Source organism: Pseudomonas cyclaminis (assembly GCF_015163715.1).
In the GTDB taxonomy this organism is placed as follows: Bacteria; Pseudomonadota; Gammaproteobacteria; order Pseudomonadales; family Pseudomonadaceae; genus Aquipseudomonas; species Aquipseudomonas cyclaminis.
On record NZ_JADDUM010000160.1, the window covers coordinates 1 to 16249 of the forward strand.

Sequence of the window (16249 nt, forward strand, 5' to 3'; positions counted from 1 at the left end):
TCAGCTGATGGTCGCCGAACGCCAATGCCGGGGCATCGGGCGTGGCGGCCACTTGGGCTTCGATCAATTGCTGGACGCTGTGGTCGAGCGGGTAGTGGGTGGTGGTGGCGTTCCACGTACTGACGATCTGCTGTTGCTCGGCGTGGTCCAGCATCGGCAGGTCGGCAACCCGCTGTTGTGGGTCGGCAATGAGGCTGTGCAGCAAGCGCAGCCAGTGGCGTCCCAGGCGTTCAATCGTCGCCGCGCCAAACAATGCGGTGCTGTACTCGATGCTCGCGGTGATGTGCTGTGGCGCGTAGTCCACGTCCATCGACAGGTCGAACTTGGCCTCATGTTGCGCCACCGGCAGGAACGCCAGGCTCAACTCACCCAGCTTCAGCGCGCCGGTTTGTTCCTGGCTCACACGCCAGTTGAACAGGGTCTGGAACAGCGGATTGGCCTGTGTGCTGCGTTGCAGTTGCAGGTGCTCAATGATCAGTTCAATCGGGTAGTCGGCATGTTCCATCGCCGCGCGCGATTGCTGGCGCAGCGCTTGGAGAAACTCGCGTGTGGTCAGGTCGTCGGTGAGTTGCGTGCGGTAGATCTGGCTGCTGACGAAGAACCCCACCAGGTCCTGGGTCTCGCTCTGATTGCGGCCGGCATTTGGCACGCCAACAGTGAAGTCCTGTTGGCCGCTGTAGCGGCTGAGCAGCAGCTGCCAAGTGCCCAGCAGCACGATAAACGGCGTCACCTCCTGTTGCTGGCAGAAGCCTTGCAACTGTTGGCCCAGGGCTGTGGGCACTGACAGCTGGAGATTGCCGGCGCGGTGCTGTTGTCCGGCATTGCGGGGGAACTCGGTAGGCAGGTCCAGCGTGGGAATTTCGCGTCCCAGATAATCCGTCCAATACTCGGCGGCGCGCTGTTGTCCAGACGTGTCCGGGTACTCCTCGCGCTGCCAGCGGGCGTAGTCGGCGTACTGGATGGCAGGTCGCGCCAGCGGCGTCGTGTCGCCCCGGCAGGCGCGTTGGTAAGCCTGGATCAGGTCGTGCATCAGGATCGGATTGGACCAGGCGTCCGAGGCGATGTGATGCATGTTCAACAGCAGGATATGGTCGTCGCGCTCGAGTTTGATCAGGGTGGCGCGAATCAGCGGCGCACGCCCCAGGTCAAACGGTGCACCGGACTCGGTGGCCAGGCGCTCAGTGACGGCGGCGGTACGGGCCTGTGGTGCCAGGCCGGACAGGTCCTCTTCGCGCAAGTGGATGCGGGCTTGCGGGTCAAGCACTTGTCGGGGTTCATCATCAACGGTCTGGAAGGCGGTTTTCAGCACGTCGTGCCGGTCGATGACCTGTTGCAAGGCTGCGCCGAGCGCCGGTGTGTCCAGCGGGCCGCGCAGGTGCAGTGCGTTGGGCAGGTTGTAGGCGCTGCTGTCGGGCGAGAGCTGTTGCAGGAACCACAGGCGTTGTTGGGCGAAGGACAGGGGAGTGGGGCCGCGATGGGGGGAAGCCTTGATGGAATGCTCTGAACCGACGTCGTCGGCCATCAACAAAGCCAGCAAGTCGTCGTCGGGGAGTTGATTCAGTGGGTTCATGTTTGGTCTCGTCGCCATCGGCTGCGTAAATATGCGTTGTCAGAAAGACGAAGCGTGGCCGACGAGATTTAGGTGTGACATGGGACTTGGCGGGCAAGCGGCGAGCGGCAGGGCGCTCGCCGGAGGGTGAGGTCAGGCGAAAGCTTTTTCGGTGATGACGCGCCCGGCTTCCATGCGCACCAATTGGTCGGCGATATCGAAGTAACGATCATCGTGGGAGATCACGATGATGGTCTTGCCCAGGCGCTTGAGGTCCGGCAGCAGCTCCGTGTAGAACACGCGGCGGAAGGTCGGGTCCTGGTCGGCGGCCCACTCGTCGAAAACCAGCACTGGACGCTCGTCGAGCCAGGCGTTGATCAGCGCCAGGCGCTTGCGCTGCCCGGTAGAGAGGTCGGTGGTGGTGAACGCGCCATCGCGGATGCTGACCTTGTGCGCGATTTCCATGCGTTCCAGGTACTGGTTGGCGTCGTCCGGCAGGGCCTTGTCGCTTTGCACCAGTTCGTCGAACAGGTAGTAGTCGGCAAAAATGGTGGTGAACATCTGCCGGTAATCGTCCAGGCCGTGGGCGTCCACCGGCGTGCCGTTGAGGCGGATCTCACCTTGCTGCGGGGTATACAGGCCCAGCAGCAACTTGATCAGGGTGGTCTTGCCGCAGCCGTTTTCACCGACGATAAACAGGATTTCCCCAGGCTCGATGGTCAGGTTCACCGGGCCCAGCTTGAACGGCGCACTGCCTTCCACGGGCGGGAACGCGTACTGCACGTCGCGCAATTCCAGATGCTTCATGGGCGGCGTGCGGCTCTCATCGGCGTCGAGCAGCAAGTGCGGTTCCGGCGACGAGAAGCGTTCGGACAGGTCGGCAATGCGGCGGAAGGCGATCTGCGCACGGCTGATAATCGGCAGGTTGGCGATCAGGTTCTCCAGCGGTCCTTTCATGTAGAGCAGTACCAGGACAAAGCCGCTCATCATCGCCGGGTTGTTGCTGGGCCAGAACGATTGCAGGGTCAGCGCCAGGCCGATGACCACGAAGAACAGCATCGAACCCAGGCTTTTGGCGATCACGAAAATATTGATCGAGCGCACATGGGTGTCGCAGATGTGGTCGGCGGTGGCCTGGATGTTGCGGGTCAGCATGGCGTGGCGGCGCTTGCGGTGGATGCGCAGTTCCTTGGCGCCCTCGGCGATGGCCGAGTAGTGTTTTTGCAGGTTGTCTTCCGCTTCCCGTGCCTCGTAGAAGCCTTTGATGCCTTTGCTTTGCGCGATGAACTGGATGGCTGAGCCAATGCCTATGGCCAGCAGGGTCATGATGAAGATCGGCAGCGAGAGGCTCGCCAGGTAGCCCAGGCAGCCAAGGATAACGGTGATGGAAATGGCCAGCGGGGCAAAGGCGAAGGCGAAGTCGCTGATGGTGTCGACGTCGTGGGTCAGTACCGGAATAAGGCGATGGCTGCGGTAGCGTTCGATCTGTTCGATCGGTGCTGACAGTACCTTGGCGCCGAGGTCCTTGCGCAGCCTGGCAATGACTTTTTGCCCGACGAAGTTGCTGCCGATGTCGGCGGCAATGCTGCTGAGCAGGGCGAGCAGGCACAGGCCGGCGAAGGCCAGGACCACGGCGGTGGTGAGGCCGGACTCGCTGTGCAGGCCCTGGTTGACCGTGGCAAGCAGAGCCGTGACGCTCACGCCTCCGAGGATGCCGAACAGAATCGACAGGATGACGGTGTAGCGATACGGCTTGAGCAGGCTCAAGAGTTCGCTGAGGGCGCTACGCGGTTTTGCAGTCATGAAACTACCTCGGTCGCGACGTGGCTACGTGCTAAGGGCGAGTGGAGGCCCGGCGATCCATTTGATCGCTCGCGGGCTTTTGTAGGAGACGTTTCGACTGCGGCGCGATTTAGCCTTATTGCGTTGGGCGCGGGGCCTAAATTTGTCCTGCCGCCCCACGTTATAGCTTGAATGCGGCCGTGTTCCATGGCCGGCACCCGTAGGCCGGTACGCCGTTCCCCTCCCATGGACGCTTTCATTTCGATGAGCTGGCGCGCTCGACCATTAATAGCCCTCGCGGTTGATGGTCAAGTGCGTTTGGAGGCGCGGTGAAAAATAAGCAGGTAAATGAGTCTGGTTTTCATTACCTGAACCGTCTTATTAACCAGAGGCGCTCAAAGACGCCACTATTTCTGCCAATCACACGCCTCACTGTTCAAGGATTGCTGTCGATGCCTTATCTCCTTTGGTTGTCTACGCCCAAGCATTACGCGCTGAAGAAATTGCCGCAGACCGTGCGTCTGATGATGCTGGGTGCCGCGCTGGCTGTGCCGGCTGCTGCCACATTGATGCCGAGCGCTGCATTTGCCCAGAGTGAAGCGGGCAAGGTTGCCTTCGCGATCCCTGCCGGTAAATTGTCGGATGCGCTGATGGCATTCGGCTCGGCTGCCGGCGTATCGATTTCCTATGATCCGGCGCTCGCCAGCCAGCGCTCCACCCCAGGACTGAAAGGGCAGTTCGGCGTGGATGAAGGCCTGTCTCGACTGTTGTCGGGCAGTGGCTTGCAGGCCAGTCGCGAAGCGAACGGCAGCTACATCGTGATGACGCCCACCAGCGGTTCGGCGCTGAACCTGGGGGCAACCACCATCAGTGCCGAGGGGCTTGGGGCGACGACCGAAAATACCGGTTCATACACGACAGGGGCCACCAGCACTGCAACCAAGCTCCCCTTGTCGTTGCGTGAAACGCCGCAGTCGGTCAGCGTGATTACTCGCCAGTTGATGGATGATCAGCATCTTTCGACGCTCAATGAGGTAATGGCTTTCACACCCGGTATCAGCATCAATCACCGTGACAGTGAGCGTTACACGTTTTACTCCCGTGGCTTTGCGATCCAGAACTTCCAGTACGACGGCATTCCGTCACAGGTGGCCAACGAGTCGCAGCAATACGTAGGCGCAATCTCGGACATGGCCATCTATGACCGTGTCGAAGTCGTGCGCGGCGCGACCGGCCTGATGAGTGGTGCAGGCACTCCGTCTGCCACCATCAACCTGGTGCGCAAGCGTCCAACCAAGGACTTCCAGGCTTACGTTTCCGGAGAAGCGGGGGCGTGGGACCGCTACCGTTCCGAAGTCGACGTCTCTGGCCCGCTGACAGAAACCGGCAATGTGCGTGGGCGTTTCGTCACGGCTTATCAGAAGCAAAATTCGTTCATTGACTGGTACAGCCAGGAAAAGCGCGTTATGTACGGCGCGCTGGATATCGACTTGAACGACAGCACAACGCTGCGTACTAGCCTCGACTACCAGAATAACAATGCCGACGGCACCAGCTACGGGCATATCCCGCTGTTCTTCAGCAACGGCAAGCAAACCAATTTCTCCCGTTCATTCAACCCGGCCTCGCGCTCGAGTTACATGGACAATACCAGCTACAACTTCACCGCCATGCTTGATCACAAGCTGGACAATGACTGGAGCCTGAAGACTGCTTACAGCCATCAATACTCCTACCGTAAAGGCCAGGGCGCATCGGCAAGTGGCGGCTACCCTGACCCGGTGACCGGTGAAGGCACGGGCGTATTTATTTACCGCCTGGACAGCTACCAGACCCAGGATACGCTCGATACTTATGCTTCCGGCCCGTTCAACCTTGGCGGTCGAGAGCATGAGTTGGTGGTCGGTGCCAGCGCCTCGCGCACTCACCTGAACTTCCCTAACTACGCCAGCCACAATGATGACGGCGACTACGGTTCGGCGAACATTTTCAACTGGGACGGCCGTGAGTACGGCAATCGTGAGTATCAAAAGGATGGCGGCACCGTCACGACCTTGCAGCAGACCGGCATGTACGGTGCGCTACGCCTGAAACCGTTCGATCCGCTGACCATCATTCTGGGGACCCGGCTCAGCTGGTGGAATCAGGAGGATGAGGTCAAGAATTATCTCGATGGCACCAAGGCGACCGACAAGACCAAAAAGACCGGGGTTGTCACGCCTTATGCCGGCATTGTTTATGAGTTGAACGACACCTATTCGGCGTACGCCAGCTACACCAGCATCTTCTTGCCGCAGACGTTCTATAAAACCGCCTCCGGCACCTCGCTGGCGCCGCTTGAAGGCGACAACTACGAGATCGGTCTCAAGGGTGAGTTCTTCGATGGTGCGCTGAACGCGAGCGTCGCGGTGTTTGAGATTAATCAGAAGAACACGCCGGAGCAGTCAGGCACGGATTCTTCGGGTCGCGCTGTGTACAAGGCCATCAGTGGTACCAACACCCGTGGCGTCGAAACCGAGATCTCGGGTGAAGTGGTCAGTGGCTGGAACGTGTTTGGTGGCTATACCTACCGTGAGTCCCACGACAAGGACGGCGGTCGGGTGCAGACCAACCAGCCGATCAACCAGTTCAAGTTCGGCACTACTTATCGCTTGCCGGGTGAATGGAACAAGTTGACGGTTGGCGGCAACGTCACCTGGCAGAGTGAGATGTACGCTGCATCGCAAATCAATTACTCCGGCCCTTACTACAAGGCTACTCAGGATCCGTTCGCCGTAGTTGGCTTGTTGGCCAAATACCAAGTGGATGACCACCTGAGTGTGGGGCTGAACGTCAACAACCTGTTTGACCAAAAGTATTACGACGGCATGGGCACGTTCAACTCGGGCTCTTACGGCGAACCGCGCAACGCAATGATCAACGCCAAGTACGCCTTCTGATTCACTGAACCACCGGAAGCCGGCGCTTGCGCCGGCTTCCTTAAGGCATAAAAAAACCGCCTGGCACATGCCAGGCGGTTTTTTTATGCCGGTTTCAGCGTGCGTTATCAGAGATCACGCACCACCCTGAAACCGATCCAGTCCCCCCGCGTCTGCGGGTAGATCGTGTTGCGGTTGCCCGAGCGCGAAAATACCGGTGCTTCGCCCCAGTCATTGCCACGAATCTGATAGGACTCGCAGTTCGGCTCCACCCAGGCGCTGCCATCAGTCGGGGCGCCAACGTAGTTGGTGTGTTCGCAGTCCGCGACGCGCTCGTAGACGTTGCCGTGCATGTCGTACATGCCGAATGCGTTCGGCGGGTAGCTGCCCACGGGCGAGGAGTAGCTGTAGCCGTCTGCCGGTCCATACGTATTGGCGTGCTGAGCGATGCTGTAGCCCTTGCCTTCATCGAACGGGAACGGGAACGGTCCGGTGGAGCCGGCGCGGGCGGCGTATTCACGTTGGCTTCGCTGACCATGTGGTACTTCTGGCCGGTCTTTTTCGACAGCCAGGCGACGTAGGCCTTGATGTCGTCCATGTCCATGCACACCGCCGGCTGGCGCGGGCCTTGCGGGTAACGCGGCTTGCTGGCGATGCATTCGCGGCCGGGGCGGGTGTCGCCGTTGGCGATCTTCGCACCGCTTTGGCGCACATAGCTGTCCCATTCACCGGCGGTGACATGGAAGCGGCTCATGGCGAACGGTCTGGCGAAGGTCACGTCATGCATCGGGCCTTCATCCGGCTCGCGGCCGACTTCATCTTCAGGCGTCCCCATGGTGAAGGTGCCGGCGGGCAGTACGACCATTTCCGGGCAGTCCTTGCAGTCCTTGAACACCTTGCCCGGTTGTGGCGCGGCGGCCTGGGCCAGGCCCGGCAGCAGGGCGCTGCACAGGGCCGTCAGCGCCAGGGCGCTCAAGGGTTTGAGTCGGAATGGAATCATGTGGGCATCTCGTTCAAAGGGAAAAGTAAGCGTCACACCCGCTGGCGCAGCAGGGTCATGAACCGCTGGATTTCGTCGGCGTTGTTAAGCAGGCCGGGCGAGGTGCGGATCACGGGGCCGGCATCACGCTCCACTGCATCGATCACCACGCGGTGTTTCATCATATGGGCCACCACCGCGTCGCTGTCCTGGCCCTTGACCCGGAAGAAGGTGAAGCCAGCGGACAGCTCGGTGCTGCGCGGGGTGACCAGTTCGACCTGGGGCAGTGCCAGCAACTGGTCTTTCAATTCGGTATTCAGTGCATGGATGCGCGCCTGCACGTGCGCCTTGCCCAACTGCAAGTGCAGCTTGAAGGCCTCGTCCGCCGCCCAGCGGTGCTCGAAGGCGTGGTAACCGCCCGGCGTCATGCTGGTGGCGAAATCCTTGTCCTCGGAGAAGGTCGGCACCATGGGTGTCACGTATTTGTTCTCGGGATCGCGGGCGCACACCAGGCCTGTCCCGCGCGGGCCGAACATCCATTTATGGGTGCCGGCGATGAAGAAATCGCAGTGCATGTCGGGAAAATCGAGGTTTTCCACGCCGAAGCCGTGCACGCCGTCCACCACATAGAGGATGCGGTCCCGCTCATCGCGGTCGCGGTTGTGCTCGTCCACCCACTTGCCGATTTCGCCGATGGGCAGCTTCACGCCGCTGCCGGACTGCACCCAGGTCATCCCCAACACGCGAGTGTTGGGGCGAATGGCGCGCTGGATATTACCCAGCACTTCGTCGGCGGATACGTGGTTGGCGTTGTTGAACAGCGTGATACGACGGACCTGGGTGCCTTGCTTGAGGACGCGATAATCCAGCACGTTCTGGGTGGCGTAATGCTCGTGAACGGTGGTCAGGATTTCCTGGTCAGGCCGCACCTTGATCCCGCCATAAATCATCGCCAGCCCTTCGGAGGTGCTGCCGGTCAGGGCGATCTGCGGGGGGGTGGCCTTCAGGTAGTGACCGGCCCATTCACGCACCTGGCCTTCGCGTTTCCAGGTTTCCTGCAGGTCCCAGTCCATGGCCAGCCCTGGGTTGCGGTCGATCTGTGCACGGTAACGCTCGATGGCTTCGCGTACCGGTTTGGGGTGCGAGGCCACCAGGAAATTGGAGAAATGCAGGTAATCCGGGTCCTGGTTGAACAGTTGCTTGAAACCCGTCCATGGGTCTTGTGTTGCGGCTGCCTGCGCCTGAGGCAGGATGGCAGTACCCAGTGGCAGGCTGGCGGCAAGTACCCCAGCCTGCTTGAGAAACGTACGGCGGTCGGTCATGGACTGGCTTCCAGGTGGTTAGCGGTTGGCCAATGGCTTGGCGGCTTTTTGTACCTGGTCCCACACCCGCAGGAAGTTGCCTCCCCACAGCTTGGCGATGTCGGCTTCGGAGTAGCCGCGCTGGATCAGCTCGGCGGTGACGTTGCGGATTTCACCGACGTTGTTCCAGCCATCGATGCCGCCGCCGTCGTTGAAGTCCGAAGACAGGCCGACATGGTCGATACCGATCTTGCGCACGGTGTAGTCGATCGCGTTGCCCAGGTCCTTGAGGGTGGCCTTGGGTTCTTCTTCGAGGATGCCGTACAGCGCGCTGGCGTACTCGCCGAACCGCTGCTCGGGCCAGGCCGCGATGATGGGGTCGCCCGGCATCAGTGCCATGGCCAGGTTCGGCAGGGGCGGCAGGTCGAAGCGTGCGCGCAGGGCGTTGAGCTTGTCCTGGGTCGGCTGGCTCAGCGGGCGCAGGTAGGCGGAGAAGGCCACGATCTGCACCACGCCGCCGCTGTGCTTGATCAGCTGCAATTCCTTGTCGCTGAGGTTGCGCGGGATATCCACCGATGCCCGCGGTGCCGAGTGAGAGGCCACCATCGGCGTACGACTCAGCTGTGCCACCTGCTCCAGGGCCTTGGTCGACATCTGCGACACATCAATGATCACACCCAGGTCGTTGAGGCGATGCACAGCTTGCTTGCCAATGTCCGACAGGCCGTCCAGGGCATCCGGGCTGTCATTGAAAAATGGCAGCGGGCGCGAGGAGTCCGACCAGGCGTTATTACCCACATAGCTGAAGCCGAACATGCGCATGCCGCGCGCGGCCCACAGGTCCAGTTGGTTCAGGTCATTGCCTAGCGGATAGGCGTTGAGCATGCTCATGAAAATCGCAAACTTGCCCTCGCCATGCAGGCGCCGGAAGTCATCCGGGGTGTAGGCAATGGCGACCTGGTTGGGGAAGTCGCGCACCATGGCGCTGATGATCTTGTAGCGCACTTCCTGTTCATGGCGTGCCGCTTCGACAAACCCTTCGGTGGGTTTGTGCGGTGCGTTGGGGCCGTTCCAGATCTCTGGCCAGCCGAAGATGGTCAAGGCGGCGCCGGACAAGCGGCCACGACTGGCCTTGGCCAGGTCGAATTGATCACTGCCGTCCTTGTCCGCTTCCTTGCCGGCGGTGCCGAAATCCACTGGCACGGTGATATGGCTGTCGAATGACAGCAGGCGGTCCTGCATTTCATTGGCTTGCTTGATCACCTCCAGCGGGTAACCGGCATTGCCCCTGAACCAGTGATCCCAGGTCAGCAAGCCAGCGCCGACCGCCAGGGCCAGGGGCAGGGCGATGTACAGCGCCTTTTTCGAACGTGATTTTGTCATTGCCATCTCAGTCAGTTGAGGCCTTCGCTATCAGGGAGGAACGAGCAATGCGCGGGGAAATTTAGGCGGGCGAGGCGGCAGCGGTAAATTTCCCCTGTCAGCAAACGTTCTAGCTCTGATCAAGCAGTTTCCTAAGGTAGACAATGACCATCTCTCGACGTGGGTTCATCGCAGGCCTCGCGCTCACCGGCGCCGCTGTGCCGGCCGCCTTCTATGCCCATCGCGAGTGGACTCGTGAAGAATTTCCGATCACCCCCGGCGAAGCCACGGTGGATCTGGCTGACACTGCCGGCCAACACTTGGCCAATACCTTGCGCGGTGTCTGGAGCCTGCGCCTGGAAGGCCGCGACGCGGGCCTCAAGGGCCTGCCGCTGCAAGGCCTGGAGCTGCTGCTCGACATCGCACCCCGTGGCCGAGGCCTGCGCGGCTACCTGGACACTGCCGCCAACCTGCGTAGCGAAGGCGAACCGCGTTACCGGGTGCTCGGGGATGTGCTGACGGGCGAGGGCGCCTTGCTCTACTGGCGCCTGATCGACCGCGACTCGGCCGATGGCAGGCCCGCCTATGAATTCAAGATGACCCTCGATGAAGTCTGGGCCGACTTCGGCAACGCCGGCAGCGGCACCCTCAGCGGGCAGATCCTCGACCTTGATCGCCCCTTGGCCCTGACCGAGCGCGACAACCGCTTTATCGCTCACAAGCAACTGTTTCCCGAAGCCCGCCAGCGCATCGGCCATAACCCGACGCTGCTCGCGTGGCTGATTGCCCCCGAACACCGCCTGTTCCACCAACTGTGGCACGCCACCCGCGACCAATGGCACAAGCTCTCCGAAGAAAAACGCGACGCCCTGCGCGGCATCGGCTGGCAACCCGGCCCACGAGGCCAGGAGCGCGATGCCCGCGGCAAACGCAAAGACCGCAACGGCTCGGGTATCGACTTCTTCTTCATGCACCGGCACATGCTCGGCACCGCCCGCGCCATGCAGGACTTGCCCTCGTGGCCCGCCTTCCCCGAGCCGCAGCCGGCGCTGGAGCGTGATCGCCTGGGCTTTGTGCGCTACTTCGACAACCACGATGGCTTCGCGCTACCGCCCACCTGGTCGGCCCCGGATGACAGCGAATACACCCAGTGGGTCAGCGACATCAAGTCCGAAGAGACCTACCACAGCAACTTCCAGGTCTGGGAATCCCAATACCGCGATCCGCGTTACCTGGCCAAATTCACGCTTGGGCAATTGGGCTCGCAAATGGAGCTGGGCCTGCACGACTGGCTGCACATGCGCTGGGCCTCGGTGCCCCGCGACCCCTCCAACGGCGCGCCAGTACCCTTTGCCCGTGACCCTGCAGACTTTGCCGCACGCTGGTATGCCGCCGAAAACGACTTCCTCGGCGACCCGTTCTCCTCCCACGTAAACCCGGTGTTCTGGCACTTCCACGGCTGGATCGATGACCGCATCGAAGACTGGTTCCGCGCCCACGAGCGCTTCAATCCAGGCGAAGTCAGCCGGCTGGAGGTCAACGGCGTGGCTTGGTTTGCACCCGGCCGCTGGGTCGAAGTCGGCGACCCGTGGCTCGGCCCGGACACCCATGGCTGCAGCACCACACCGGGCTTGCAGATGGGCAAGTCAATGGAAATGGACCCGGAGACCATGAAGCTCGCGTTGAGGATTACGTTTGGCGCTGACGACGATGCGCTCAAAGGCTTGTTCAAGCGGGTGCCGAAGCGGCCTTGGTATGCGCGGCATTTGAAGGTGAAGGCGCGGGAGGCGTGACCGCTGGTCGACAACATTACGATTTTTACGATGTGAAACGGCAGCGGCCGGGCATTAAGCTGGCGCTGTCGTTATCAGATAAGCGCGTTCGAGTGATAGCTGAGCTTGCTGTGTTTTTTCTCTGACAGAGTGATTTACCCATTCACACTCTCTTTTCCATTGTGCTTGTAGGCTTAAAGATTTCGAGCGCAAGAAGAAACCGTACTTCTCATTTTCTCGTCTTCCTTCCTACTCAATTCCTACTCTTTTCCCATATTTTCAGGAAGCGTCTGACGGTCTCCTGAGCACTGTGCGACAGAGGTAGGAATACCCGCCGAAATCTTGAGTTTTTTGTAACCTTTCTGTTTTTCCTTAACCGATTCAGCCTCGGCAAGCTGCGTGCTCTTTCCCTATGAGCACCTGTGAGGGTGAAAAGGATGTCAGCCGTTTTACGATCCGCGTTACTTGGAGTGGTGCTGCTCAGCAGTCCACTTCTTGCCGCGCCGCAAACCTTACCGGGCGACAGAGAACTGGCCCGTGAACGGCAACAACAAGTGCTGGAAGAGCAGCGTCGACGTCTGGACGAACTGCAAAGCCTCCCAGGCGAAGCCGTAGCACGCACCGAATCTGCATTGGCTGAAGACGGCCAGTGCGTCACCCTCACGCGCATCACCGTTGAAGGCACCACCTTGCTCTCCGAGGCACAGCGCGATGCCTTGCTCGCGCCGTGGGCGGCTCGCTGCCTGGGCGTTCCGCAGCTAAACGAAGTGCTCAAGAGCCTCACCGACTATTACCTGCGCCGTGGCTACGTCACCACCCGCGCGTACCTGCCGCAGCAAGACCTGAAAAACGGCGAGCTTAAAATCATCGTGGTGGAAGGGCGCCTGGAAGGCCTCGACAGCTCATCGCTGGCCAGTCCAGCCGAGTCCGCCATGAGCTTTCCCGGCCGCGTCGGTGACGTGCTGGATCTACGCGAGCTGGAGCAATGGGTCGATCAACTGGCACGTTTGCCTTCGCGCCAGCCACAGCTTGAGTTGACGCCAGGCCAGGCGGTTGGCGGCAGCCGTGTGGTACTCAAGGGCGAGCGCTTCAAGCCCTGGCGCGTCTCGGCTAACCGCAACAACCATGGCGACGACAGTACCGGCCGCCAGCAGGCGGGTCTCGGCTTTGAATGGGACAGTCCTCTGGGCCTGGCGGACCAACTGAGCCTGCGCGCCAACCGCGATACGGTCAGCGATCATTGGCGCCATTCTGACAGCCAGAGCCTGTTCTACAGCGTGCCCTATGGCTGGTGGACCTTCAATGTCAGCCACAGCCAAAGCTTTTATCGGACCCGCAACGATCTCTCCGGATTTGCCTTCGCGCTGTCCGGTGACACCTCCAGCCAGCAACTGCGCGCCGAACGGGTGCTGCACCGCGACAACCTGGGCAAGACTGCCATCAACGTCGGCCTGAGCCACCTGCGTACCCGCAACTATCTGGAAGACGCACTGTTGCGCACGTCCAGCCATCGCATCACCGAGCGCCAACTCGGTTTCAACCATGGCCGCCGCATCGGTAATGCCTTCGTCAACTTTGATGCCGGTTGGCAGCAAGGCATCGGCGCGTTGGACGCCCAGCGCGACCTCTCCACACGCGCGGGCGCACCCACCTCCCGCTATCAGAAATACAGCCTGACCCTCAGCTACCTGCAGTCCTTGCGTTGGCTGGGCCAGCATTGGAGCGTCGACAGCCTGGCTACCGGCCAACGCGCCGAAGACGAACTCTACAGCCCGCAACGTCTCAGCGTCGGCGGCCTGGGGGCGGTGCGCGGGTTCAGCGAACAGAACCTCTCGGGCAACAGCGGCGGCTACTGGCGCAGCCAACTGCGCTGGCGTCACCCGGTGGGTTGGGACGCCTTGCGCCCGTGGGTACACGAGGTGGGCGTCGGCTTCGGCTACGACATCGGCGTGATCCGCCGTGGCCCGCACAACCCCGACGTGGCCGGGCGCCTCACCGGCAATGCCTGGGAGTTCAGCGCGCGCGGCCCACACCTCGGCGCATCGCTGGTGTTCGCCCGCTCCCTGGAGCGCCCGGCTGTGATTGAGCACCGCGAGCGCCCGATGTACGCCCGAATCGACCTGTTCTTCTAACAACAAGGAACCTTGCCTATGGACGTGCGCAGCCCGTTTAACCAGTGCCTGGCCCTGAGCCTTGCAGGTATTCTGTTTCTCAATCCGATCGTCTCGGCTGCCGCGCAACTGAGCGTCGACCCCGCCAGCCCCGGTACCAGCATCGGTCACGGGCCCAATGGCGTGCCGGTGGTCAATATTGCCGGGCCCAACGGCAGCGGGTTGTCACATAACCTGTTTACCGACTACAACGTCGGCAGCAACGGGCTGATCCTCAACAACGCCACGAATGCCACGCAAAACACCCAGCTCGGCGGAGTGATCCTCGGCAACCCCGGCTTGCAGGGCCAGCCTGCCAGCGTGATCCTCAACGAAGTCACCGGCGGCAATCGCAGTCACCTGGGTGGCTATACCGAAGTGGCTGGGCAGGCTGCGCGGGTGATTGTTGCCAACCCCCATGGCATCACCTGCAACGGTTGCGGCTTTATCAATACCCCACGGACGACGCTCACCACCGGCAAGCCTGTGCTGGACGGCGGCCGCCTCGATCACTTTCGCGTGGACGGCGGCGAGATCGCCTTGGAAGGCGCCGGGCTGAATGCGCGCAATGTCGGTCAGTTCGACTTGATCACCCGCACCGCCAAGCTCAATGCGCAGTTGCATGCCGACCAGCTCAACATCATCACCGGCCGCAATGACGTCAGCGCCGACAGCTTGCAGGCCCGCGCCCATGCCGATGATGGCCGCGAAAAGCCGCAACTGGCCATCGACGCCAGCGCCCTCGGCGGCATGTATGCGGGGACTATTCGACTGGTAGGTACCGAAAAAGGCGTGGGTGTACGGCTCGCCGGGGATATGGCCAGTACCGCCGGTGACATAGTCATCAATGCCAACGGTGGCCTGAGCCTGGCCCACACCACCAGTGTCGGCGCGTTGAGCGCTACGGCTGCGTCAATTGACTTGCAAGGCCCGACCTTTGCGGTGGGCGATGTGGACCTGCAGGCGCAAGGCGATCTGCGGGTCCAGCACACCCTTGCCAGCGCGGGCAATGTGCACTTGCAAGCGGCAACCGTGAGCAACCAAGGCAAGGTCGTCAGTGGGATTCAGGAGGACCAGCGTATTGCTGGCAAGCAACTGAAGATCACGGCAGAACGCCTGGACAATCAAGGTGAACTCAACGCCAGTGGCCATTTGGATATCAACACTGCGGTCGTCGACAACCGCGGCAACCTGGCCGCCGACAGCGCGAAAATCGAAGCCCGCCAACAAGTGAACAACACTGGGCAGATCGTCACTGCCCGCGAACTGAGCCTGTCGGCTCAACAGATCAACAACCACGGCGGCACGCTCCATACCGAAGGCGGCCTGAGTTTGATTGCCGATGCCGTCGACAACCGCGGCAAGGCCGTCGCGGCTGGCAGCGTTACTGTCGCCGCCAACACCTTCGACAACCGCGGTGAACTGCTCAGCGATGGTGACCTGCAACTCACCCTCGCCGCAGATCTGCACAACAGTGGCCTGATCGCCGTGAAGGGCAATGCCACTCTCAGCGCCCGCAACCTCACCCAAAACCACGGCCAGATCCTCAGCGGCAACGACATTCAACTGCGCGTGCGTGATGTGCTGCACAACCTCGGTGTGCTGAGTGCGGCCCGACATCTACAGCTCAGCGCGACCCAACTGAACAACGACGGCAGCCTCGGCAGTCAAGGCAACCTGCTGATCAGCGCCAACGTGGTCAACACCGGGCTGCTGTTCAGCGGCGGGGACTTGCACCTACGCGGCGAGCATTTCAGCAACCTTGAAGGCGACGTCTACAGCGGTGGCGATTTCAGTTTCGCGGCTGCCGACGGCAGCCAGGCGACGAGCTTTCGCAACCTGTCCGGCACCATGGAAAGCGAAGGCAACCTGCACATCAAGACGCGTGAATTCGAGAACGCCCGCACTGTACTGGCCCTTGAGCGCGAACTGGTTGGCGGCAGCATCCAATGGGTCTGTGGCCAGCACTGTGACGGCGATGACAGCTTCAAGCGCGGCACCATCTACATCACCGAAACCTGGCGCGAAACCGCCGCTCCCGGCTCCACCAACGCCGCACGCCTGGTGGCCGGCCAACAGCTGCATATCGACGCCGATACCCTGGAAAACCGCTACAGCCTGATGGCCGCCAATGGCGACATGCACCTCAGCGCGCGCCGCTTGCTCAACCAGGGCGCCGCCTCACAAACCGGCCTGTCCAGCACCATCATCGGCACCCCAGGGCGCATCGATAAAGCCCTGTGGGACCAGATGGAGTTTCACGACCTGCCGGCCTTCAACAGTGCGCCTTTCGATCCGCAGCGTTTTGCCGAACTCAAGGCCCGCTCTGAAGGCCCTGGTTTCAGCAACCCCGGCACCCTCACTACCTGGCGTGAGGACGGCCGTGAAGTCTACGCCGCCACCCTGCAAGCCGGCGAGCCTCAACCTGCACGCCAC

Annotated in this window: 8 protein-coding genes and 1 pseudogene; 4 read left to right on the forward strand and 5 right to left on the reverse strand. The window is 61.5% G+C overall.

The features are described 5' to 3' along the window. Together IQK56_RS19745 and IQK56_RS19750 are read right to left on the reverse strand one after the other, a co-directional pair. Positions 1–1570: condensation domain-containing protein (locus tag IQK56_RS19745; RefSeq protein ID WP_246500250.1), on the reverse strand; the 1570-nt coding region annotated here is incomplete at its 3' end. A 132-nt stretch (positions 1571–1702) separates the two neighbouring features. Continuing rightward, positions 1703–3352 (reverse strand): cyclic peptide export ABC transporter, encoded by a 1650-nt coding sequence (locus tag IQK56_RS19750; RefSeq protein WP_193863977.1) that lies wholly within the window; start codon positions 3350–3352, stop codon positions 1703–1705. Between the two features lie 431 nt (positions 3353–3783). On the opposite strand from IQK56_RS19750, the gene IQK56_RS19755 reads away from it, so the two are divergent. Further along, positions 3784–6270: a TonB-dependent siderophore receptor gene (locus IQK56_RS19755; RefSeq protein WP_193863976.1), complete on the forward strand. Its 2487-nt coding sequence runs from the start codon at positions 3784–3786 to the stop codon at positions 6268–6270. A gap of 107 nt (positions 6271–6377) precedes the next feature. Here the strand turns inward: IQK56_RS19755 and pvdO are convergent. The 3 genes and pseudogenes from pvdO to pvdM form a co-directional block, all read right to left on the reverse strand. Further along, a pseudogene (gene pvdO / locus IQK56_RS19760) lies at positions 6378–7249 on the reverse strand (dihydropyoverdine dehydrogenase). A gap of 32 nt (positions 7250–7281) precedes the next feature. Next, positions 7282–8550, reverse strand: a complete 1269-nt coding sequence (pvdN, locus tag IQK56_RS19765; protein ID WP_193863975.1) for a pyoverdine-tailoring periplasmic protein PvdN — start codon at positions 8548–8550, stop codon at positions 7282–7284. Between the two features lie 18 nt (positions 8551–8568). Then, positions 8569–9912 carry a pyoverdine-tailoring dipeptidase-like protein PvdM gene (gene pvdM, locus IQK56_RS19770; protein ID WP_193863974.1) on the reverse strand — a complete coding sequence of 448 codons (1344 nt, stop codon included), beginning with the start codon at positions 9910–9912 and terminating at the stop codon, positions 8569–8571. A gap of 143 nt (positions 9913–10055) precedes the next feature. Here pvdM and pvdP point away from each other — a divergent pair, with 143 nt between their 5' ends. The 3 genes from pvdP to IQK56_RS19785 form a co-directional block, all read left to right on the forward strand. Next, positions 10056–11684 carry a pyoverdine maturation tyrosinase PvdP gene (gene pvdP, locus IQK56_RS19775; protein WP_122308190.1) on the forward strand — a complete coding sequence of 543 codons (1629 nt, stop codon included), beginning with the start codon at positions 10056–10058 and terminating at the stop codon, positions 11682–11684. 416 nt (positions 11685–12100) lie between these two features. Next, a complete protein-coding gene (locus IQK56_RS19780; RefSeq protein WP_193901793.1) occupies positions 12101–13795 on the forward strand; it encodes a ShlB/FhaC/HecB family hemolysin secretion/activation protein in 1695 nt (564 codons plus the stop codon). An 18-nt stretch (positions 13796–13813) separates the two neighbouring features. Beyond that, a partial coding sequence (locus tag IQK56_RS19785; RefSeq protein ID WP_193901794.1) for a two-partner secretion domain-containing protein occupies positions 13814–16249 on the forward strand: 2436 nt, incomplete at its 3' end.

What these genes read in the sequence shown, in the direction of transcription:
- IQK56_RS19750 (WP_193863977.1), bottom strand. Translation starts at nt 3,352, where the DNA reads ATGACTGCAAAACCGCGTAGCGCCCTCAGCGAACTCTTGAGCCTGCTC.
- IQK56_RS19755 (WP_193863976.1), top strand. Translation starts at nt 3,784, where the DNA reads ATGCCTTATCTCCTTTGGTTGTCTACGCCCAAGCATTACGCGCTGAAG.
- pvdN (WP_193863975.1), bottom strand. Translation starts at nt 8,550, where the DNA reads ATGACCGACCGCCGTACGTTTCTCAAGCAGGCTGGGGTACTTGCCGCC.
- pvdM (WP_193863974.1), bottom strand. Translation starts at nt 9,912, where the DNA reads ATGACAAAATCACGTTCGAAAAAGGCGCTGTACATCGCCCTGCCCCTG.
- pvdP (WP_122308190.1), top strand. Translation starts at nt 10,056, where the DNA reads ATGACCATCTCTCGACGTGGGTTCATCGCAGGCCTCGCGCTCACCGGC.
- IQK56_RS19780 (WP_193901793.1), top strand. Translation starts at nt 12,101, where the DNA reads ATGTCAGCCGTTTTACGATCCGCGTTACTTGGAGTGGTGCTGCTCAGC.